Here is a 19371-nt window from a genome sequence, read left to right on the forward strand (position 1 = left end):
CGTACCGTCACTTATTGCACTGAAAACGAGGAGACCCCCTGTTGGAAGTGACGCAGTTCACCTCGAATGTTCCAAGTTGGCTGCGCAAGCACCTTGCCGCCATCCGCCGTGCCGACACCGTCGAAGCCGGTCGCAAGGGCGGCGGCGAATGGATCACACCCCAGGCGTACTTCCGGGATAACCGCGGCGGGCGTTCGGTGTGGGTCGATGACGCGCAATGCCAGTTCGGTGCGGCGGCTCTTGAGGCAAAGCGCGTTCACCTTGCAGGCATCGTCGATCGCGAGGACGCCGAAATGGTACGCGTGGCCAAGGAGCTCACCACACTGAAGCGGCAGGCGGCGCAGGTGGTCAAGTCGCTGGACGGCCACAAAGCGGCCGAGGAGCTTGCACGACGCGCCGTCGAATTCGCGGACGCGCAGGCGAAGTTCCCCGGTCTGAAGCAGGCGCGTGTTGCGGCGGGCACGCGGTGGTCGACCTTGGATGGCCAGCTCACCGAGGCCAACCGGAACGAGCAGCGGCTCGAAAGTGAGTACAAGGAAGCGTCCCGGGCTTTGACGCAAGCCGAGCAGAAGCTGCAGCAATCGGAGCTGGAGTGCCAGCGGCAGAGGCAGGCGTCCGCGGAGAAAGTGAAGGACTCCAATCAAGTTCGCTCACGCTTGCCCGCGCGCTGGCGCACGCCCGAGCGTCTTGTGGAGCTGCGCGCGGAGTTCACGAATGCGCAGCAGGCGAAGCTGCGGCAACAGGCTGTCCAGCGTGAGCTGGATGCGGGAACCTGGGTTACCGACGACACGGTGCAGGAGCGCTGTTCGCTCATGAAGATCCGGGTGGATGACCAGGCGCTGTCGGTGGAAGATGCAAAGGCTCGAAATGCCAGTGCCGGCGAGGCGGTCGGCAATGCGCGAGGCAAGTACATCGAGGTGCTGCGTGCCACGGCGAGAAGGTATCGCCGCACCATCGTGGAGTTGGGCGAGCTCGCGGGAGTGACGGTGGAGGCGGAGCCGCCCCACCTTGACAACGACGACACGACCCTTGCGCAGGCCGGCTTGCATGTGAAGTTCAATTTCGACGGCAAGGCCGCCATTGGCCTCAACGACGGAGAAGCGTCCGGCGGCCAGCAGGTCATGAAGAGCCTGATCCTGCTCGTGGGCCTGCTCAAGGACGAAGAAACCCCGGGCGGGTTCGTATTCATCGACGAGCCGTTCGCACACCTGGACGTGCGCAACATTCAGCTGGTGAGCCATTTCCTGCGCTCCACGCGTGCGCAGTACTTGCTCACGACGCCCATCACCCACAACGTCGAGGTCTTCGAGCCCGCCGAGATCATGCTCGTAACCAGCACCAAGGTCGCCGGGGAGCGGTGGGCCCCACCGATCGCCGTCGTCCAGCGTCGCCTCGATGGCGATGCAAGGAAGGCCGCATGATTCGCATCACGGCCACTGGCGCCGACAGGCGCGCACGAGTTCCCGATCGCGGGGCGCCCATGCTGTGGGCCCTCACGGCGGCCGAGCGCGAACTGCTGGTGAAGTGGGTGGGTACAGGCACAGGCGACTCTCGCCGCGTGGCCGCACTGCGCAAACTCGCAGGGGCCGCACGGCTCGATGCAGCCGAGCGCTTATTGGAGCGGCTGCTGCTGGCAGGCTGGATCGCGGTTGATGAGCGCCGCGAGAACGGGTTCTGGGTGCCTTACACCTTGCGCTGGCTGGACTTGCCGGCGCTGCAGACGGCACTAGGCCTGCCGACGCGTGCCGATCGCGACGCGGCGCGCGAGACTTTGGACGCAAGGCTCGCGGCGCTGGTGGAGAGCTCAGACGGAGATGTCCAAGCCGCGGCGCGGGAACTGCTGGTCCAGCAGCCGCCCATGCACCATGCCGTGCGCCATCAACGCACCGAACTGGTGGAGGCCTTGAATGCCTGGGTTCAGGAGAAGCGCCGGGGGATGCGCCAGGACTTCGCGATCTTCGCGCGGCCGCACAGCAAGGCGGTGACCGAGTCGGAGTGGAAGTGGCTGGCCGATCGTCTTCCGCTCGAGGAGCTGGGCGTCGAGCGGTTTGCCCCCGTATTCTGGGTGTCTGGCGACTGCTGCCTTCAATTTCCGGAAGGAAACATGCAGTTGTCGGCGGTGCCATTTCTGGGGATACCTGCCTCGGCGGCCCAACAACTGCAGGCAGTGGTGGATAGGCCTTCCTCCTACTGGTTCATCGAGAACAGGGCCAGCTTCGAGCGCCAAGCGAGCCGGCGAACGCCGGGCACCTGCGTCATCTTCATCGCGGGTCGGCCGACCCACGCGTGGTCGGCGGCGGTCGACAGGGTTCTGCGATGTGCTCCCGCGGTTGTGTATGTGAGTGCCGATGCGGACCCCGCCGGCCTTGAGATCGCTCTCACCGTGGGCGCGCTCGCGCAGGCCGCCGGTTGTGCGTGGGAAGTTCGTGCGATGGACTTGGCGTCTCTGGAGCTGGGCAAGCCACTGGATCTGAACACCTACGATCTCGCGGCGATCGCGCGCTTGCGTGCGAGAAGCGATGTCCCGGCCGCGTTGCTCCAGACGCTGGAGCGCATCGAGGAACGAGGAGCCAAGTACGAGCAGGAGGCGTGGCTATAGGGGCCCGCGTCGGCGCGCCACGCACGATCCGGACGAGCACCATGGATGGCACCGACCTAACCGTTCCCTTCGCGCAAAAGGACAAGGCAAAAGCCTTGGGTGCCCGCTGGGACGGCGCGGCGCGGCAGTGGTTCGTCCCTGTCGGTCTCTCCCTGGAGCCTTTCCAATCATGGCTTCCGGCCGGCGCTCCGGTATCGGTCTCGTCGGGGTCGACGCCCTCGGATTCACGGGATGTCGCGCCGGTGCAAGGCACCAGTCTCTCGCAGCTGCTCATGGGCGTCGCGAAGCTGGTGCACGAGGGCTTCCGGCAAGGTGTCTGGACGCGGGTGGAAGTGGTCAACGTCACTGCGAAGCAAGGCAATGTCTACCTTGAGCTCAGCGAGCGTGACCAGGAGGGCAGGGTGCTCGCACAGGCCCGGGGAACGATCTGGGCGCGTACCGCCGAGAAGATTCTTCCGCAGTTCCAGGAGGCCACCGGCGCGATGCTCGCGCCCGGCATCAAGCTTCTGGTGTTCGCCCGTCCTGTGTTCAAGGCGCAGTACGGTTTCTCGCTCGACATCACGAGCATCGATCCGTCCTACACCGTCGGGGACCTGGAAGCGCAGAAACGGAAGATCCGGGCGCGACTGAAGGAGGAAGAGCTCTTCGAACGCAACCGGCGGCTGCCATCTCCATGGGACTTCACGAACGTACTCGTTGTCGCACCGGAGGGCGGTGCGGGCCTTGGTGACTTCATGGCTGAAGCGCATCGGCTGCACAGGCATTCGGTTTGCCACTTTGTCTACGTGCACAGCCGATTCCAGGGCGAGGGCGCCGCGGCCGAAATCGTGATGGCGCTCCAAGGCGGAATCGAGCAGGCTGCGGCGCCGCTCGACGCGGTCATTCTCATTCGAGGGGGCGGGGCCGTCAACGATCTTGCTTGGCTGAATGACTACGAACTGGCGCGATTCATCTGCGTTTGCCCGGTGCCTGTGCTGACCGGCATCGGTCACGAGCGGGATCGCACGCTCCTCGATGAAGTCGCACATCGCAGCTATGACACTCCCAGCAAGGTGATCGCCGATATCGAGCAGTGCGTCGCCAGGCGCGCGGCGCAGGCGCACACCTCGTTTGAGCAGGTCGCCGCACGCATACGCGAGACACTGCAGAACAAGGCCGCCGAATGCGTTGCCCTCGATGGGCAAATTCGCGCTGCCGCTGTCGAGACGGTCGGCGCCGCGCGCGACAGCAGCATTTCCCTCATGGCAAACGTTCGCGTCGAGTCCATTTCTCGCGTGCGTCAGGCACAGGGTTTCGTGAGGCAGGGAATGCACGAAGTGCGCGCCTCCGCGCCTGTGCATGTCCATATCGCAAAGCGGGCCGCGACGGCGGAAATGGCCACGGTTCAACAGCTCGCGCGATCGAGCGTGGTTGCTGTACGAAGGGAAACGGGGACACTACTTCCGGCCGTGCTGGACTCGATCGGCGGCATTGCGGCGCGCACAACGCACGATAGTGCGGGGCTGGTCCGCTCCGTCATCGAACGCACGCAGATGTCGGTGCGACTGCACATGCAAGGCGCAACCTCGCGCATGCGCGAGATCGCGGGGCAAGGACCAGAGAAGACGCTCACGCGTGGATTCGCGATGGTGACTTCCGATGCGGGCAAGTCGGTCACCAGCGCCGCGCAAGCAAAGGCAGCGGGAACATTTTCCATTGGATTCAAAGACGGATCGTTGAAGGCCCGCTTGCGGCCGGACGATCCAGCGGACAAAGGAGATCGGAATGGCAACTGAGAGCAAGTCGTTTCGCGAGGCCTACGGAGTCCTGCAGCGCCATGCGGAGACGCTCCGTCAGCAGCGCGAGCCCAACATCGACGATCTGTTGTCTATCGTCGAGGAGTCGGTGCAGGCGTACAAGACGTGCAAGGCACGCATCGACGCCGTCGAGAAGGCGCTGGAGAAGGCGCTCACGGATGTCGGGGCGGATGCAGACCTGGCAACCGTGTCCGCCGATGATGACGAGGGCGGGACAGGCGTGGCGAGCTCGACCCCGAATCAAAGGCAGGCGCCGCCCGCTAAGTCGAAACCATCGACCGGCTTCGACGACATGGACGACGACATTCCGTTCTGACGTTCCTCAGCGCAAACGGCGCGTTCCGTGCATCGACTGCTCGCGGCCCACGTTCAAGTGCTGGCTGCGAGTTCTCGGTGTTTCGGCGCGGGTCGAAGCTTTGGCCTTTCCGCTTCGAGGTAGGGCGTTGGCAGGCCTGCATGCGGGGCGGACGGAGCGCCGATCCTGTATGAGAGGTTTTTCATCTGCATATCCAGCGCGGCATGAACGCCGCCGCCATGGAGGGGGCGAATCACTTCCGCCAGGACGAGTGAAGCTGCGAACGCGCCAACAAAGGGTGTCGCGACCGCCCGTGATGCGAGCAATGTCATGCCGCAGATGTCGTTGCGCTGCGCCGCCAGCTTCTTGTAGGTGTCGCTGAGCTCCACGCCGGCCTCGACAGCGGCGTCCGCTCGCCAAACCTCCGATGGTTTCCGCGGACCCGGGAAGCAGTGGGTTCGGATGTTCCGAAAGTCGTGATGCCCACTGCCGAGCCCCGCCTCGACGACAAGGTCGAATGCGGCCGTGTCGAGTTCGCGACGCGTACCCACGTTGTCCACGCCGATCAAAGCGGTCGAGGGCTCGCCCGGAAGCACGCGATGGTTCGAACTGAAGCGACGCTCAACCATGTCGATTTCGAAGCCGGCTGCTTCGAGACGCTGCGCGACCACCCGCACCTTGCGCTTTCCGAGGTCATGGCTGCCCAGCAGCATGCACGTGCTCAAGTTCGATCGGGCCGCCTTGTCGAAGTCCTGCAGCACCAGGTGCGCGCGAGCTGCAGTGTAGGGCAGCATGGCCAGCGTCCACGCATAGGCCTGGCCAAGGTGGCCAAGACCCACCAGCCACAGGTCCTTGGGGAGGTACTGCAGGTCCGGGCCCACGTAGTCACGCCAGTCGGCCATGGCGAGCGGGTTCCACAGCGACAGGCCGACAACGCGGTGACCCGCTTCGGCGAACTCACCACGCACGTGCAGGAACGCTTCGTTGACCCCGAGCGCGGCGGCCGCCACGCCGGCGAGCGGGTTGTCGCGTCCAAAGGACGTTGCGTCGTCCTGCTGCCAAGGCGAGATCCAGGCGCACCAGCCGTCCCACGCTAACTGGACACAGAAGCCGGCGTCCGGCCCCTTCGGCACTTCGCCGATGACCAGCGTCGGCAGCCGGGTGCTCGCGACCGCCGCGGCATGGCCGCCGCACTCGCCGATCACCTCGCGCACGTGGCGCCCCTCGAACAGCGGTACGGTGAGCCGATGGTCGAGGTCTCCATGAACTTCGACGCCGCCCAGGAAGGCACGCGCGCTGGTGTTCAAGGCCGTCAGGAAGCAAGCTTGGCCGGCCGAGGTATCGGCCCAGCCGGCCCCGAGGTGAATCCGAACGCGGTATTTCTGGAAGAGTGCTATCGCGGCCTCCGGCGAGTCTGCTTCCCCGGTGTCCAGGGCCATCTTGGCCAGGCGATGCATCGATTCAGCGTCCAACATGTCACTTACCTCCATCCGAGGTCACTCGCAGACGGGCCTGCACATCGGAACCCTTGAAGGTCGTCCAGCGATGGCTGCCCTGGTAGACGTACATGTTCACATCCACGATGCGCACACGGCCCTGCGCGAACTGCGGCACGATGAGCGCGATGTGCCCCGACAAGGCGACCATCGGGTTCGTGCGATCGGACAGGCTCTGACCCGCGCCGAAGCGATGGGTGTGAACGTCGGCTACAACGCTCACGTCGAGCCTTGCGCAAAGCTCCCACAGCGCGGCGAAGCTGGCGGCGTTGAGCGCGACGTAGTCGTCGTGAAGCGCGTCCGGCTGGAGCTGTTCGTAGGGCAGGAAATGCGTGATGACGCGCCTGGACGGCTCCTTCTTTCCGAGCAGAAAGGCACCGCTTTCGCGCACACCGCCGCCTTGCCGGCGCAGGTGCGCAATGAGCTCAGCCCAGAGTGCCTCCGGCATCTCAAGCAGGGGCGCAGGCGTAGTCGCGGCTCTGAAGAAGATCATGAACGACCTCCAGGTAATGGGTAATGCCCTTCGCCGGTTTCCAGATCAATTGCGGGTACTTGGCGGGCCAGTCGGTGTGACCTTCGAAGGACTCGCGGTCGCAGGGGATGTAGAGGGCGTTGCCGTCCTTCCAGCCGGGCTTGAATGCGAGGCTGATGCGCTCGCCGCCGACGGGCCAGCGGGCGAAGGCCAACCGGGCGCCGGAGGCCATGTCCCAGAAGGTCCCGGTCGGGCCTTGGCCCGGGAAGCCGCCGCAGTGCAGGCGCAGCGTGAACGCGCGCCCATCGCGCGCGTTCACTGTGACGAAGAGGTGCGGCCACTCGAGCTTCTCGAATTTCCAGCGGCCGCGGTCCTCTCCCGACAGGAAGCGTGCCGAAACCAGGTCGGCCCGCAACGCTTTTTCGTCCGGCGCCATGTTCCTTGTTCCCTTAACCGTTGATGCGGTGAGCGGGCACGAGGTCGAACGCCAGCGAGCAGTTCGGGCACTTGGCCAATGCGCCGACGTGGGTGTCAACGTCCGGCTGCGTCTGGGTGCCCTGGATCTGCAGCACGTGCTCGGCGATGTCGCTGGGCTGCATGCCCAACTTGAGGCCGGCCCACTTGCGCACATGGCCGATGGTCGTTGCCGGCGGGAACTTGTGGTCCACCTGCTCGTTGCCAAAGCGCACGGTGATCTCGATGTGCTTGCAGCGATGCAGGTGGATGTGCACGCCGCGGCCCTTCGCCAGGTCCTTGACGCGCGCATGGCGCTCGTCGATCGGCGCGCTCTTGCCGTCGTCATCGCTTTCCACCGACAACTGCAAGTCGTCGGTCGGGGTGCCGGCGGGCATCAACGCGAGCGCCGCCTTCTTCAGGTCGGTGAGGGTGGCTTCGCTGTCTATCTCGATCAGCTTGATGTCGGGGAAGTGTTCCGACTGGATATAGATGCGGGTTGCGGGCATGTCCTTGCTCCTTGACTCGAAGAGCCCCGCGACATGCGGCGCTCATACAGGGTCAGTCGCAAGGACGAGTAGGAATCGGAAGGAGGGGTGTGGCCTGGGCTCAGGCGGGGCAGTGCATGAAGTGCCGGCACTTCGGGCACTCCCAGGAACTGGGCGCGGCCGTGAAGTCGCCGCTCATCAGGCGCTTCGCGACCGATACCAACACGAAGTCGTCTGGCAGGCGTCCATATGCCGCAACGGAAAAGGCCTGATCGGCGCCCAGCGCAAACAGGCTGCCGGTGAAAGAGTAGTCCGGATAACGCTCGCGCAGGTACTTCAGGACCCACCGCAGGGCCTGGTGCTGGCGGCTCCAGCTGCCGGGTGGCTTGTTCCGCACGAACTCCAGGGTAACGACCCGGCCGTCCGGTGACTTGGTGACACGATGGGGCGAAACCTCCAGCGGCAGGCCGGCGCAGTGCACGATCACCGGCTTGCCCATTGCCGCACGTGGTTGTCCGAGCCATTTGCGGCCGGACGCAAGCAACTGCTCCGCGTACGCTTTCAGATGCGGGATCGAGTCGGCGAACGCCGGCCGCAGCGCGACCAACACCGTGTCGACCTCGTTGGATGGAACGCTCGGGTCCTGCCCGTGGGGTACGAACAGGTCCCTCATCACGGCGCCTTCGACCAGGGCGGCCGGATGCAAGCCAGCAGAAGGAGCCAGCTGTCTGATGAAGTCGTAGTAGTAGCGGCGCGGGCAGACGCGATAGGCGAGAAATCCACCGAGTGGATAGCTGGCCGGCAACGATCCAGTCGCGGGAGGCGAAGGGGCCGGTCCCGGCTGAACCAACCTGAATCTGCCGGGCACCTGCTCGAAGAGATGTTCCGCGTCGGCCACTGCCTGCACGCACTCGGCGTTGTAGTGTCCCTGTCGCTCGTAGAGGACGAGGTGTTCCCTGGCGCGCGACAACGCGACGTACAGCCGGTTGGACGCTTCGGTCTCCTCCTCGAAATTCTCAGTCTTCGCGACCGCCCTCAGCAGTGAACGGGGCACCAGCTCTGGATCCGTTCCGGCGCGAAAGTGGCGCGCGTCGATGTCCACCAGGTGGACCGCCTCGAACTCCAGACCCTTGCTTCCGTGAATGGTCATCACCGCGACGGCATCCAGGCTGTCGGCTTCCGGTGGCGGTATTCGCAGCTCGCGGTCTTCGCCCACGCGCAGGCGCCGACGCAAGCGCGTGATGAAGCTGCCGACGGTCTGGTACGCCACGCCGCCGTCAGGCACACGCAGGTAGTAGATGAACTGCCACAGGGCAAGCCTGCGGGTTACGGCCAGGATGCCGTCGTCGGCCAGCAGTGGGTGAAGGATTTGTGTTCGGTCCAGCAGGATCGAGCAGATCACTTCCCAGGGCGAGTCGTTCGATGCCAGGCCGCCGAGGGTGTCGGCCCAGCGCTGCAGCATGATCCGGCCTGCGTTCGAAGTGCCCGCCGGCGGAGCGCGCAGCCAAGACAGCGGCTCGGGACGGTTTGCCTTCAGCCACGGGAGCAGTAGCTCGATGTCAGCGGCAGGCAGCTGAAACCCGGGCAGCTGCGCAACGCGCAGGACCGCCGCGCCCGAGCGATCGATGAACAGCTGCAGGAGCGCCAGAAGGTCCTTGATCTCCGGGCGCTGGAAGATGTCGCCGAGATAAAGCGCGGGCACACCGGCCGAATTCAATACGCGGGCGGCCTCGCCACACGCTTCGTGCTTGCTTGCCAGGACGACCTGGTCCCTGTAGGCGACCTCACCCTGGCCGTTCCCCTTGTGGATTCGCTGCACGTTGGCAACCAGTTCACCGTGGAGTATTTCGGTGTCGCCGCATTGAACGTGACGGGGCTTGATGCCGCTCGCGCCGCGCGCTGGCGAAACGTCGTCCAGTGGCAGCATCATCTGCAACGGGTTGCTCTCGCGGCCGGTGTGCTCGAAAACCCTGACGACTTCTTCGTAACTGCGGCGGTTCTCGTTCAGCGGAAAGACGGTGTGCTTGGCGTAGTCATCCTTGAAACGGACGATGTTTGCCATGGACGCACCGCGAAACCGGTAGATGGCCTGGCGTGCGTCGCCCACCACCCAGAGCGTGCAAGCGTGGCTCTTGATGGCCTTGACCAGCATCGCGCTGGCGCGATTGACGTCCTGGTACTCATCGACGAGGACGTGCTGGAAGCGACCGACCGTGTCCGCATAGGCGGCGAAATCCTTCGACAGCGCCAACGCGGGAAGCATCACCAGATCGCCGAGGTCGACCAGATTGCCCTTCTTGCGGATCTCCGTTTCGTAGCAGTCGTACAGCTTCGCGATGTCGCGTTGCTTCGCCAACTCGGCTTCGCCGGTGTCCGCTGCCGATTTCTCGACCGCCTTGGCGAAAGCCTTGGCATCGGCAAGCTCGTCCTTGCCGCGCTGTATCGCATTCACCGCGAGCTTGAGCCAATCCAGGGGATCGCCCAGAGGGTTGAACGCCTTCAGGCCAAGACCGTAGATGTGCGGTTCCAGCAGTGCGATCTGGGCCATCTTGTCGGCGACGCCAAGCTGAGGCCCCAGCCCGAACCTGTCGTGGTTCTTTCGCAGGAACTCCAGGCCGAAAGCGTGGAAGGTTCCCACCCACATCTCGTCCACGCCTTCGATCTTCAGGTCCTGAAGCCGGTCCATCAACTCGCGAGCCGCGCGGTTCGAGAAGGTCAGGACGAGGATCTCGCGCGGCTTGACGCCACTGGCGAGCAAGTGCTGGACGCGCAGGAGCAAGGTGGCGGTCTTTCCCGTGCCAGGGCCTGCGACCACGAGCGAGACTTCCGCGGGCGATGTGGCAGCCGCCTTTTGCTCGGGTGTCGCCACGATCGGTTCGCGTGGCTTGCTGGCCGACGGCTGCGGCTGCGGCAGCAGCAAGGCATCGAGAAGTTGCTGGCGAACGAGTTCAAGCGGGAGACCGAGCGCGCCGGCCAACTGGCTGGCGGTCCTTCCGCGAAGGAATTCGGCTCGGGCCACTGCGCGCGGCAGCAGGAGTTCGCGAGCAAAGACGTTGGCTTGCAGCTCGGAGCGTTCACGGACTCCGTACGATTCCACCTTCTGGGCACCAAAGGTGTCGCCGTTCGCGGGCTGCAAGGTCGAATCCAGGACCTGGTGGCAACTGTCGTGGTGTTCGTCGTGCAGCTTCCAGTGACCGAATTCGTGCGCGATGAGCGCGGCCTGCTCCTGCGCACTTGCGTCGTTGCGCACGATGATCTGGCGAAACTTGCGAATCAGCAGTGCATCCGCCCCTCCGAGCGTCTTGTCGCGGGGACTCGCGACAGAGATCTCGAAGTCTTCGGCACTTTCGTGGGCGATCGCCTTGAGCAGCTCCTGGGCGGCAACGGCGTCACCCGCGCGGCTTCCGAGATGGGCTTCACGCAACGCCCTGGCTGCCTCGCGCGCACGATGGAAGGGGGTCAAGCTGGTTCTTTCTCCCGAAGCGCAATGAGTCTTTTCTTTTCAGCTTCGTCCACGGGCAAAGCCCGCACTGCCTCTTCCCACGATTCTATGGTCGGAAGATTGGGTTTGTTGGATGACTTGTAGCTGATCGCCCCGGTTAGTCGAGGTCCCAACATCTCTTCAAACAACCGAGTCGCGACATTCAAGTGCTGCGCCAATTGACTTAGGACAAAGCGTGGGACATCGCGAATCTGCTTGGAGAGAATCTTCTGCAGCAGCAGTGTGGAATCACCAAGGCTCGCCGCCTTCGCGGCGAGCCTCAGTTTGCTTCCGGCCAAACCGTCGATGGAAGCGCGAACCTTCTCGATGTCTGGGTCGGAAGCGGCTTGCTGCCTCTGATGATGCAGAAAGTTGAGCACTTGGCTTTGGATGCGGTCAATCGCCTCCTCGTTGACTTCACCAAGAGCCTCTGGCGCAGGCTCCGGCGACGCTTCATACGAAGACCACAGAGCGGCAAACTCCATGATGTCTTCACGGTACTCCGGATAGCTGTCGCAGGCGCGTGCCACCATGGTGGCATCGGGCGCATCTGCGGAGAAGAAGAACGCGTCCAGCACTTCCTCGAGCGACAGCCTACGGTTGGGCGATGTCATGTGTTGAACTCCTTTTTCATTTCGTTGAGCGCACTGTCGTCCGCGATCTTCCTGAGCGCGGCATTCTTGTAGTTGTTGACGGATTTCAATGAGACGCGCAGTGCGGCCGCGATCTGCTGCACCTGCATCCCGTCGACATAGAGCATCACGAAAGTCATGTACTCGTTCTTGGTCAACACCTCCTGCAGCCTGGACGCCGCCGCGGCAGCGGCCTGCTTGAGCTCCAGTGCGGCGGCCGGGGTCGCGTGAGAGCGCAGCGCCAGCACCTTACGTACGGTCAGGTCCGGGTCTTCTTCGTTTGCTTCGCCGGCGGACTCGCCGGCTGCGGCGCTCATGTCGCCGATGTTGACCTGGCTCTTGCGCTTCTTCGCCAGCAAGCGTCGCTGGAAGTCAAACGCTCGGCGCTGGAACAGCTGGCCGAAGTGCTGCTCCGCGTGTGCTGCATCGCCCGGGCGGGTAACCAGGCACTCCCACACGTATTGCGAAAGCTCCTCGGCCGCTTGATCGAGGTTTCCGAAACTGCGGTAGATGCCGCTGCGGTAGGCGAACGCCCTCGCATGCTCCAGCGTGCGCCGGCCCAGCTCCCGGCTGAGCATGCCTACGCGGGATGTACGGCCCGCGGCTTCGGCGCGGCGTAGCAGGCGATACACCTGCTCGTCCTTGACGAACTCGGGGTCGGTCTTCCAGTCCCGGCGCGCCAGCTTGGCGAGGAGGGACTGGTCGTCAAGGGCCCCCAGGGCCGCGTCATCTGTTGGTGTACTCATGCTTCTTTTCCATCGTTATGTGCTACCCCTCCCTTGTCCGGGCGGATACTTGCCCCCTCCCGCTTTAATTCGCAACAGCGATCCGGAATCGGAACTTATCCATTCGGTCCATCTCGCGGGGCGCCCCTTCTTGATTAGTCGCAGCGCGGGCGTGGAATCGGAAAGCCCGCGGCGTGTCCGTCTAGGTTAAGTCGCAAAGGGACGGGCGAATCGGAAACCCATGGGTTGCCAAGTTTGCTCAGTCCGGGATGAAGACGCCGCCGCCATGGCGTAGTCTCGAGTGCGCGCTTGAATCTTTTCTTGTGCCGCCAATCTGCCTTCGACGAAGGCGCCAATGTCTTGACGAGTTCTCTCGTCAAGGATTTCCGTCTGTAGGCTGAGTGCTTCGATTACACCGAGAGCCTCCCCAGTATTTGTGATAGACGGAGGGCTCCGCCTAGAAAGCGTCAGACCCCAGCCCCTGCCGCCGTAGGTCGGTGCGTTCTGAAGTGTTCTTCGGAGGAAGTCGGCCACTTGCCTTCGGAATGATCGGCAGTCATCAAATCCCACTTCGCACCTCGCGCTGAACTTCGGTCTCTACTGCTAACCGGAAGAGAAACGGGCGCACTTTCCCGCATGCCACAACGGTGTGCGTATTCAGGAAGGAAGGGCTGCCAACCTGCCAGAACGCGTGTTCTGCGTGGCCGAGTCGCTCGGATGCATGCACTACGTGTGCGCGCGCGCCCCCCCCCAATCGAAAGCAACGATGATGGCTACGTGTGTGAGACTCTAAGGCTGAAGGTCGCCTGTTGCGGCTGTCAACCTCCGCACGCCGCCAGTGCCGCAGCCGCGGCGAAATTCTGCCGCCCACACTCCTAGCCCCCGAGGGTTGGGGTCCTTCACCGCGTGCTTTTTCCAGGTGAAGAATCATCCGCGGCCGGCTCCAAGCCGGCTTCTTAGCTGTGCCCCAACACGCGGCTGCCAAGTCAGCCAGGCGAAGGTGGCGCTCACGAGGCGCCGCCGCCGGGCCGGGCCTGTTTGCTCCACCAAACATGAGGCCGGGTCTGCGTCGAGCCAGCCAGGTAATCTCCAGCGCGCGTACCTGCGACTGCGCCAGCGGAAGTTCAGCAACTTGGCCGAGCAACGACAACCGGTCGGCCGCTGCACTTGGCAAACCGTGAGCAAGGAGCGAGACCATTGTCTCCGACAGTTCCTCCAGACTGATGGTCAGCACCTGGTTCACCATCTCGCGCTTGCCGGTGAGCGCCTCGGTGTAGAGGAAACGCAGGGCGATGGCAGCTGTGGGCTGCCATGTGCAGCGTCGACGGCTTGATGTGGGTCGCTGACGACCCATGCCTCTTGGCACAGAAGTCGGACAAGATCCCCCCCGCAGCGCGCCAGATGCCGTTTCATCGTCACACATGACAACACGAAGCGATGGGCCGGACCATTCAGTCACAGGACTTGGGAAATCGATCGCCTCCACGCCTGGTCTGCGCCAGCGGAACCGTTAATCGTAACCCGCCCATGTACGCCGGCTTTCTTGCCAGGCGCTTTGCTGCCAGCTCACAATTCCACAGCCCAACACAGAGGACAACCATGCTCCGCATCACTGCCGCGTCGATTGTTTGCCTGCTGTCGCTCGCTTCCGGAGCGACGTACGCCCAGGCAACCTGCAATGCCACCGTCGCCGAAAAGAAGCTGGCCGGCGCCGCGAGAACGTCGTTCATGAAGAAGTGCGAGGCGGATGCGAAAGCCGCCTGCGACGCACAAGCGGCCGAAAAGAAGCTGGCAGGGGCGGCGAAGACCAGCTTCGCCAAGAAGTGCATGTCTGACGCAGTGGGAGAAGCCGCGAAGGGCTGAGCAGCCCGTGTGTTGAGCGCACCTCCGCCCCTTCACTCTGAGGAGTTGAACCGCCCCGGGATTCCCGGAGACTCGTTGGTGTGAGTCAGACCTTTTCCTCTGACTCGGCAAGTTGACGATAGTAGGTGGCCTCGGCTTCTGCCGGCGGGATGTTGCCGACCGGCTCGAGCAGTCGGTGGTGGTTGAACCAGGCGACCCATTCGAGGGTGGCAAGTTCAACGCTCTCGCGGGTCTTCCAAGGTCCTCGCAGGTGGATCACCTCGGCCTTGTACAAACCGTTGATCGTCTCTGCCAGCGCGTTGTCGTACGCGTCGCCGGCACTGCCCACAGACGGCTCGATGCCAGCCTCGGCCAGACGCTCGGTGTACCGAATGCTGACGTATTGCGAGCCGCGGTCCGAATGGTGAACCAGTGCGCCCCGTTGGCCCGGTCTTCTGTCGTACAGGGCCTGCTCCAGCGCGTCCAGGACGAAGTCCGTGCGCATCGTCGAGGACACGCGCCAGCCGACGATTCGACGTGCGTACACGTCGATCACGAAGGCCACGTAGACGAAGCCCTGCCATGTCGAGACGTACGTGAAGTCCGAGACCCACAGCTGGTTCGGTCTGTCGGCTCTGAACTTGCGCTGCACCTTGTCCTGCGGGCAAACGGCATTTGCGTCGGGCACGGTGGTGCGCTGCTTCTTGCCACGCACGACCCCTTGCAGCCCTGCTCGGCGCATCAACCTACCCACGGTGCAACGCGCCACGATCAGGCCTTCCCGGTGCAGCTGGCGCCAGACCTTGCGAACGCCGTAGACGCCGAAGTTCTCCTGCCAGACCCGCTGGACTTCCGCGGCCAGGACATCGTCACGCTTGGACCTCTCAGGACGAAGCTCCGGCCTTCTGGTTCGCTGAGCATGCAGCCAATACGTCGACGGGGCGATCTGCATCACCTTGCAGATCGGCTCGACCCCGTACGCATCGCGGTGTTCGTCGATGAACGCCTTCACGGCTTGAAGCGGCGGTCGAGCTCCGCCTGGGCGAAATACGCGCTGGCTTTGCGAAGGATCTCATTGGCTTGGCGCAGTTCGCGGTTCTCTCGCTCAAGGTCCTTGATACGCTGCTGCTCCTGCGTGGTCAGTCCCTCGCGTTTGCCGGTGTCCTTCTCGTGCTGCCGGACCCAGCGCCGCAGCGTCTCGGCCGTGCAGCCGATCTTGGCCGCAATCGAGACGATTGCCGCCCACTGCGACTCGTGCTGGGCGCCGCTTTCGTCGACCATGCGAACTGCCCGCTCAACGAGCTCGGGCGAATACCTCTGTGACTTCCTCTTCATGGCTCCACTTCCTTCTCAAGTGTAGGAGCCTCCGAGAAATCCGGGGCGGTTCAGTCTCGTGGCGGACCGTCTGTTGATTGACGCGACCACTATCCGGCGAGCCCACGGTCACCACTCTGCTGGGAAAAGGACGTGTCGCGGAGCAGCCAATCTCTCAAACACTCTGCCTCCCAAGCTCCAAAGCCTCGCATTCCATCGCAGAGGAGCAGTTCGCGCATGCCTGCGGGAAACTCGCTGCCATTGTCGTCAACTGCGCACCAGCGGCGATCGGTGGCTCTATGCTCTACCAGCCATCTGCAGATCGTCTTGTAGCGAACGTGCGGACCCGGCTGGTCGGCACCGAGCGTGCCGACCACCAGCGCTGCGAGCGGCTCGGGCAGCAGGCGCTTGAGCTCCGGCAGCGGGTAGTGCTCTCTCCAGGTCGAGGAGATCACTACCTCGCAGTGCACGTCCTGCACGGCGCGCGCGAGGTGCGGAGCAAAGGCGAAGTCGCGCACCTCACTGCCCTGCGCCGGGTGCAGCACCCCGTCAAAATCCAAAAAGATGAGGGGTGGCGAGAGCTTTGACATGAGTCCTCGGGGTCTGGCGCGAGCTGCAGATCAAGCGGTGTCCCGAAGAGCGGGACATTGCTATAAGCGTTGATTTTACGAGGCGCGAGCTCGCCTTCCTAGCCTACGTAAATGCCAACTTAACGTGAGTAACGCTGGGCGTGCGCAGAGCGGCGGCGCGCTTACAACGTGTGCCGTCCTCTACGGACGCGGAACCGTTACCGGGTCCTTGCACCCCACCGGAGCGGTGACGAGTAGCGCGGCGGTGTTCATTAGGCGCAGTGCTATCGATCGCGAACCGGTCCCTTTGCCGAGTTGATGGTTCTGATCAACCTCTCTACCGTCGACGCGTGTCCATACAAGCCGTTCAGCACCCTCTCGAGGATGTCATACATGTCGAAGACGTCCGATCTGGTGACCTCGTCGTTGTGTGCACCCGCATTCCCCAGCCACTTTGCCGCCAGCAGCGCGTCTGCTTCGCTTGGTTGGTGTGCGCGGAAGAACTCGATGCGACTGTGCAAGGTCAGATAGGCGCTTCCCTTTGTAGTCGTGCGTTTCGCAATCACACCTTGCGCATCCAGTAAACGTTCAACGGCTGTGCGGAGATGTGTTAATGCGCCCTCGTAGTCTCCCCATTGCGCCACGTCAGCGCGGCGGACCTGCTGGGTCACGACGTCCGGACAATCCTCCGGGACAGTGATGAGTGCTGGTGAGGGGCTTACGTAGGTTGCCGTGAACAACTCCGAATACTCCATCTGGTGGGCTTCGTCGTCTGGGTCCTCGTGCAGGCTTCCTGAGCCAGCGACGGCGGACGTTTCGCTGCAGTGGTCGTTGTCGCACCTTGCGAGTGCAGTGAAGCGGAAGCGGAAGTCGTCGTAGTCGAACCAGTCCTCGTTCCTGTTGGTCTCCGTCGCGCCGTCATACGCACGGTGAAAGGAATGGGGAAGGAGTCGCAAGTGACCGCCACTGCAGCGCGGGCACCTCCAATTGGGCAAACGGTTGTCGCGAAAACTTGACGTGAATAGCTGTCGATCAACTGGCATCCCTCCCACTGTAACGGGACGGCGGGAGCGGGCGAGCGGCCGAGTGACACACGGTGCTGCTTAGCGCGGTCCTACAAAGCCGCTGACCTGCCGCTCACCTGCTCCACATTTCGGAGTCCAATGCGAGTTCCTGCACCAACTGTCGCACAGCTCGCGTCGGGCGGAAAGGCATAACGCTGAACCGCGTCAGCATGCGCAGTTCGTCTTCAGTCACAATGACGTTTCTGCTTTGCTCGTAACGCGACACCCGCGCGTCTGCCAGAGTAGGGGCTGCGCCATCTCGAGGCAAGCAGGACACTCTGCATTCGGCTGTCGCGGGACCCACGGTTCCAAGCGACCTACTTGGGCAGAGGCGCAAACGAAAATGACCGGGCCGGTCCGTGCGCCAGATTCGAAAAAGGGGGTAGCAAGAGGCGCAGCAGGTTACGCAGCGGCTGACCGCAGATCTCCTGAAACGACACTCTGCTTTGAACAAGGGACGACTGCTGGGCGAGCAGCGGCCTTTGATGCCGAAAAAACCAAGTCAACTTGCATTCGCCTGCAACTTGCGGGCCGATCCGATAATTCTACAGGCACGCTAAAGTAACTGCGAGCCACGGGAAGATGCTCCCCTTTGGCGCTCGAAGTGCTGCCGACACCGAGACGCACGGAGGAATTCTGCTCTCGGTTGAAGTAATATCCCAGTCATGCGAGAAGAGCGATTGTGGGTAGAACCAGTGGGCGAGGTAATTGTCGCTAGGTTGCGCGGCAAACCGACGGCGGAAATGTTGCGCGAGTGCGAGGAACGGGTAATCGCACTAGCACGCGACACTCAACAGGTCCGCGTTCTGTACGATGCTTTGGAGCTGGAACCACCGGACATGGACGTGGTGCTGCTCCAGCAGCGGTTGGGCGCAGACAAAAAGGAGACTCTTAATGCCTCGACTCTGCGAACCGGCATCCTTGTCCCCAACACTCGTATCGCGTATCTAGCTCGCATCGCGTTCGGCCACGTTGGAGAAGCAAACTACAAGGTTTTCTACAACGACTTCAGTGCAGCAATCAAATGGCTGGAGGCTTGAAAAAGTCGACCTGGAACTTGGGTTCGTAGCGGGCGCTCAGCCACCTTCACCCCTGCATGCCTCAAATCCCGGAAGCGGCGGCAAGGCGAGCGAACGCACCGTTTCGAGGAACTCGGTGAGTAGAGGTCTGTTGTCGCCTCTGCGGTACACGCAATAGAGGCTGCTTTGTGGCTCTGGACGGGCGAGCCTCAGAAATCTCAGATTCGGTAGCTTGATGATCGCCGCAGAAACCGGAACGGGCGCCATGGCAACACCACTGGACACTAGCGCCAGACAGGCCAACAAGTCCTCAGCTTCATGCGCGATCTTTGGGCTGAAGCCGGCACTGGTACAAAGCTGTAGCAGCTCGTCGGCAAAGCTGGGGCGAGGTGCACTGGGGAACACAATCAACGGCTCGTCGCGCAGTTCAGCCATTGCAACACTAGTGTTGCCAGTGAGTGGGTGATCGGCATGCACGGCAAGGACGATGGGCTCCCGCCACACAATTTCAGACGCAATATCAGGCTCTGACCTGTAGTAGCGAGCAAAGCCAACGTCTAACCAACCCTCGCGCAGCGCACGAATTTGGCGGTCCTTCGTCAAGCTTGACAACCGAACAGCGACCCGAGGCTTAAGTTGCCGGTACTCGCCCAATAGGCGCGGTATCACGCCAAAGATCACCGATCCATAGTAGGCCACTTCTATGTGGCCGAAATCCCCCCGTGCCGCGCGCTGGGATTTCTCAACCGCGTCGTTCGCTACGTGGAGCGCCCGCCTTGCCTCCTCCAGGAACACCGCACCTGCCGCAGTCACGTCTACGCCGGTCGGAGAGCGATCAAAGAGTTCCACCCCAATTTCCGCTTCGAGCTGCTTGATCATGCGCGATAGGGGCGGTTGAGACACGTGAAGCCGCTGTGATGCACGGCGAAAGCTGCGCTCTTCCGCGACGGTAACGAAGTACCGGAGGTGACGGAGTTCCATAGAGACCTACACCGATACCTTTTTGGTAATCACGATTCCAAAGATGATATTGGATCAACAGGCGCGCAGTCCGTACATTCCACGGTCGCGAGATCGAGCAGGGATGTGGATCGGTGGAGCCGGAGGAGGTATGCATCGCACGCTG

General features: G+C 63.2%; 17 protein-coding genes and 1 other annotated feature. Of the genes, 6 read left to right on the forward strand and 11 right to left on the reverse strand.

The window, feature by feature from the left end; all coding sequences use genetic code 11:
- Positions 1–47 precede the first annotated feature (47 nt).
- From APY03_RS01445 to xseB, 4 genes are read left to right on the forward strand one after another with little or no spacing between them, the layout of a single operon-like run.
- Entirely contained in the window at positions 48–1421 is a 1374-nt protein-coding gene (locus tag APY03_RS01445; protein ID WP_232073601.1) for an ATP-binding protein, read from the forward strand.
- A 59-nt stretch (positions 1422–1480) separates the two neighbouring features.
- Complete coding sequence (locus APY03_RS01450; protein WP_232324128.1) at positions 1481–2599, forward strand: hypothetical protein; 1119 nt, start codon at positions 1481–1483, stop codon at positions 2597–2599.
- A gap of 41 nt (positions 2600–2640) precedes the next feature.
- A complete protein-coding gene (xseA, locus tag APY03_RS01455; protein ID WP_068673230.1) occupies positions 2641–4374 on the forward strand; it encodes an exodeoxyribonuclease VII large subunit in 1734 nt (577 codons plus the stop codon).
- Positions 4364–4711, forward strand: coding sequence for an exodeoxyribonuclease VII small subunit (gene xseB / locus APY03_RS01460; protein WP_068673232.1), 348 nt, complete (start codon positions 4364–4366; stop codon positions 4709–4711). Before xseA ends, xseB begins: the two co-directional genes overlap by 11 nt.
- A 53-nt stretch (positions 4712–4764) precedes the next feature.
- Here the strand turns inward: xseB and APY03_RS01465 are convergent, their stop codons facing one another.
- The 7 genes from APY03_RS01465 to APY03_RS01495 all read right to left on the reverse strand — a co-directional run bounded on the left by APY03_RS01465 (position 4765) and on the right by APY03_RS01495 (position 12458).
- Positions 4765–6165 (reverse strand): ThiF family adenylyltransferase, encoded by a 1401-nt coding sequence (locus tag APY03_RS01465; protein WP_068673234.1) that lies wholly within the window; start codon positions 6163–6165, stop codon positions 4765–4767.
- Position 6166: 1 nt separating this feature from the next.
- Positions 6167–6679, reverse strand: a complete 513-nt coding sequence (locus APY03_RS01470; RefSeq protein ID WP_068673236.1) for a hypothetical protein — start codon at positions 6677–6679, stop codon at positions 6167–6169.
- On the reverse strand, positions 6636–7094 hold the full coding sequence (locus APY03_RS01475; RefSeq protein ID WP_068673239.1) for a DUF7665 family protein: 459 nt from the start codon (positions 7092–7094) through the stop codon (positions 6636–6638). The genes APY03_RS01470 and APY03_RS01475 overlap by 44 nt, the downstream gene beginning before the upstream one ends.
- Before the next feature lie 13 nt (positions 7095–7107).
- Positions 7108–7620: a hypothetical protein gene (locus APY03_RS01480; RefSeq protein ID WP_068673241.1), complete on the reverse strand. Its 513-nt coding sequence runs from the start codon at positions 7618–7620 to the stop codon at positions 7108–7110.
- Between the two features lie 100 nt (positions 7621–7720).
- Positions 7721–11062 carry a UvrD-helicase domain-containing protein gene (locus APY03_RS01485; protein WP_068673243.1) on the reverse strand — a complete coding sequence of 1114 codons (3342 nt, stop codon included), beginning with the start codon at positions 11060–11062 and terminating at the stop codon, positions 7721–7723.
- Positions 11059–11694 (reverse strand): hypothetical protein, encoded by a 636-nt coding sequence (locus APY03_RS01490; RefSeq protein ID WP_068673245.1) that lies wholly within the window; start codon positions 11692–11694, stop codon positions 11059–11061. Before APY03_RS01490 ends, APY03_RS01485 begins: the two co-directional genes overlap by 4 nt.
- Positions 11691–12458 carry a LuxR C-terminal-related transcriptional regulator gene (locus APY03_RS01495; RefSeq protein ID WP_068673247.1) on the reverse strand — a complete coding sequence of 256 codons (768 nt, stop codon included), beginning with the start codon at positions 12456–12458 and terminating at the stop codon, positions 11691–11693. The genes APY03_RS01490 and APY03_RS01495 overlap by 4 nt, the downstream gene beginning before the upstream one ends.
- Before the next feature lie 1578 nt (positions 12459–14036).
- Between APY03_RS01495 and APY03_RS01500 the strand changes: the two genes are divergently transcribed.
- Complete coding sequence (locus tag APY03_RS01500) at positions 14037–14300, forward strand: PsiF family protein (protein WP_068673249.1); 264 nt, start codon at positions 14037–14039, stop codon at positions 14298–14300.
- Between the two features lie 85 nt (positions 14301–14385).
- On the opposite strand, the gene APY03_RS01505 is transcribed toward APY03_RS01500, so the two are convergent.
- The 3 genes from APY03_RS01505 to APY03_RS01520 all read right to left on the reverse strand — a co-directional run bounded on the left by APY03_RS01505 (position 14386) and on the right by APY03_RS01520 (position 17118).
- Positions 14386–15614, reverse strand: a protein-coding gene (locus tag APY03_RS01505; RefSeq protein ID WP_232073558.1) for an IS3 family transposase whose coding sequence is annotated in 2 segments (ribosomal slippage) — positions 14386–15329 and positions 15329–15614 — 1230 coding nt in all. Because the reading frame shifts where the segments join, the coding sequence is not laid out codon by codon here.
- Positions 15217–15333, reverse strand: a sequence feature (AL1L pseudoknot). Its footprint overlaps the gene before it by 117 nt.
- Positions 15615–15703: 89 nt before the next feature.
- Positions 15704–16183, reverse strand: coding sequence for an HAD domain-containing protein (locus APY03_RS01515; protein WP_068673255.1), 480 nt, complete (start codon positions 16181–16183; stop codon positions 15704–15706).
- A gap of 263 nt (positions 16184–16446) precedes the next feature.
- Positions 16447–17118 carry a DUF4145 domain-containing protein gene (locus APY03_RS01520; RefSeq protein WP_068673257.1) on the reverse strand — a complete coding sequence of 224 codons (672 nt, stop codon included), beginning with the start codon at positions 17116–17118 and terminating at the stop codon, positions 16447–16449.
- 773 nt (positions 17119–17891) lie between these two features.
- Between APY03_RS01520 and APY03_RS01525 the strand changes: the two genes are divergently transcribed.
- Positions 17892–18266 (forward strand): STAS/SEC14 domain-containing protein, encoded by a 375-nt coding sequence (locus APY03_RS01525; RefSeq protein WP_068673259.1) that lies wholly within the window; start codon positions 17892–17894, stop codon positions 18264–18266.
- A 36-nt stretch (positions 18267–18302) separates the two neighbouring features.
- On the opposite strand, the gene APY03_RS01530 is transcribed toward APY03_RS01525, so the two are convergent.
- Positions 18303–19226: a LysR family transcriptional regulator gene (locus APY03_RS01530; RefSeq protein ID WP_068673261.1), complete on the reverse strand. Its 924-nt coding sequence runs from the start codon at positions 19224–19226 to the stop codon at positions 18303–18305.
- Between the last annotated feature and the right edge of the window lie 145 nt (positions 19227–19371).

This window comes from Variovorax sp. WDL1 (assembly GCF_001541225.1).
In the GTDB taxonomy this organism is placed as follows: domain Bacteria; phylum Pseudomonadota; class Gammaproteobacteria; order Burkholderiales; family Burkholderiaceae_C; genus Variovorax.

Bases quoted from the DNA above. Each gene is read 5' to 3' on its own strand.
- xseB (WP_068673232.1), top strand. From the start codon at position 4,364: ATGGCAACTGAGAGCAAGTCGTTTCGCGAGGCCTACGGAGTCCTGCAG.
- APY03_RS01490 (WP_068673245.1), bottom strand. From the start codon at position 11,694: ATGACATCGCCCAACCGTAGGCTGTCGCTCGAGGAAGTGCTGGACGCG.
- APY03_RS01450 (WP_232324128.1), top strand. From the start codon at position 1,481: ATGCTGTGGGCCCTCACGGCGGCCGAGCGCGAACTGCTGGTGAAGTGG.
- APY03_RS01480 (WP_068673241.1), bottom strand. From the start codon at position 7,620: ATGCCCGCAACCCGCATCTATATCCAGTCGGAACACTTCCCCGACATC.
- APY03_RS01525 (WP_068673259.1), top strand. From the start codon at position 17,892: ATGCGAGAAGAGCGATTGTGGGTAGAACCAGTGGGCGAGGTAATTGTC.
- APY03_RS01495 (WP_068673247.1), bottom strand. From the start codon at position 12,458: ATGAGTACACCAACAGATGACGCGGCCCTGGGGGCCCTTGACGACCAG.
- APY03_RS01530 (WP_068673261.1), bottom strand. From the start codon at position 19,226: ATGGAACTCCGTCACCTCCGGTACTTCGTTACCGTCGCGGAAGAGCGC.
- APY03_RS01475 (WP_068673239.1), bottom strand. From the start codon at position 7,094: ATGGCGCCGGACGAAAAAGCGTTGCGGGCCGACCTGGTTTCGGCACGC.
- APY03_RS01515 (WP_068673255.1), bottom strand. From the start codon at position 16,183: ATGTCAAAGCTCTCGCCACCCCTCATCTTTTTGGATTTTGACGGGGTG.
- APY03_RS01470 (WP_068673236.1), bottom strand. From the start codon at position 6,679: ATGATCTTCTTCAGAGCCGCGACTACGCCTGCGCCCCTGCTTGAGATG.
- APY03_RS01465 (WP_068673234.1), bottom strand. From the start codon at position 6,165: ATGTTGGACGCTGAATCGATGCATCGCCTGGCCAAGATGGCCCTGGAC.
- xseA (WP_068673230.1), top strand. From the start codon at position 2,641: ATGGATGGCACCGACCTAACCGTTCCCTTCGCGCAAAAGGACAAGGCA.
- APY03_RS01500 (WP_068673249.1), top strand. From the start codon at position 14,037: ATGCTCCGCATCACTGCCGCGTCGATTGTTTGCCTGCTGTCGCTCGCT.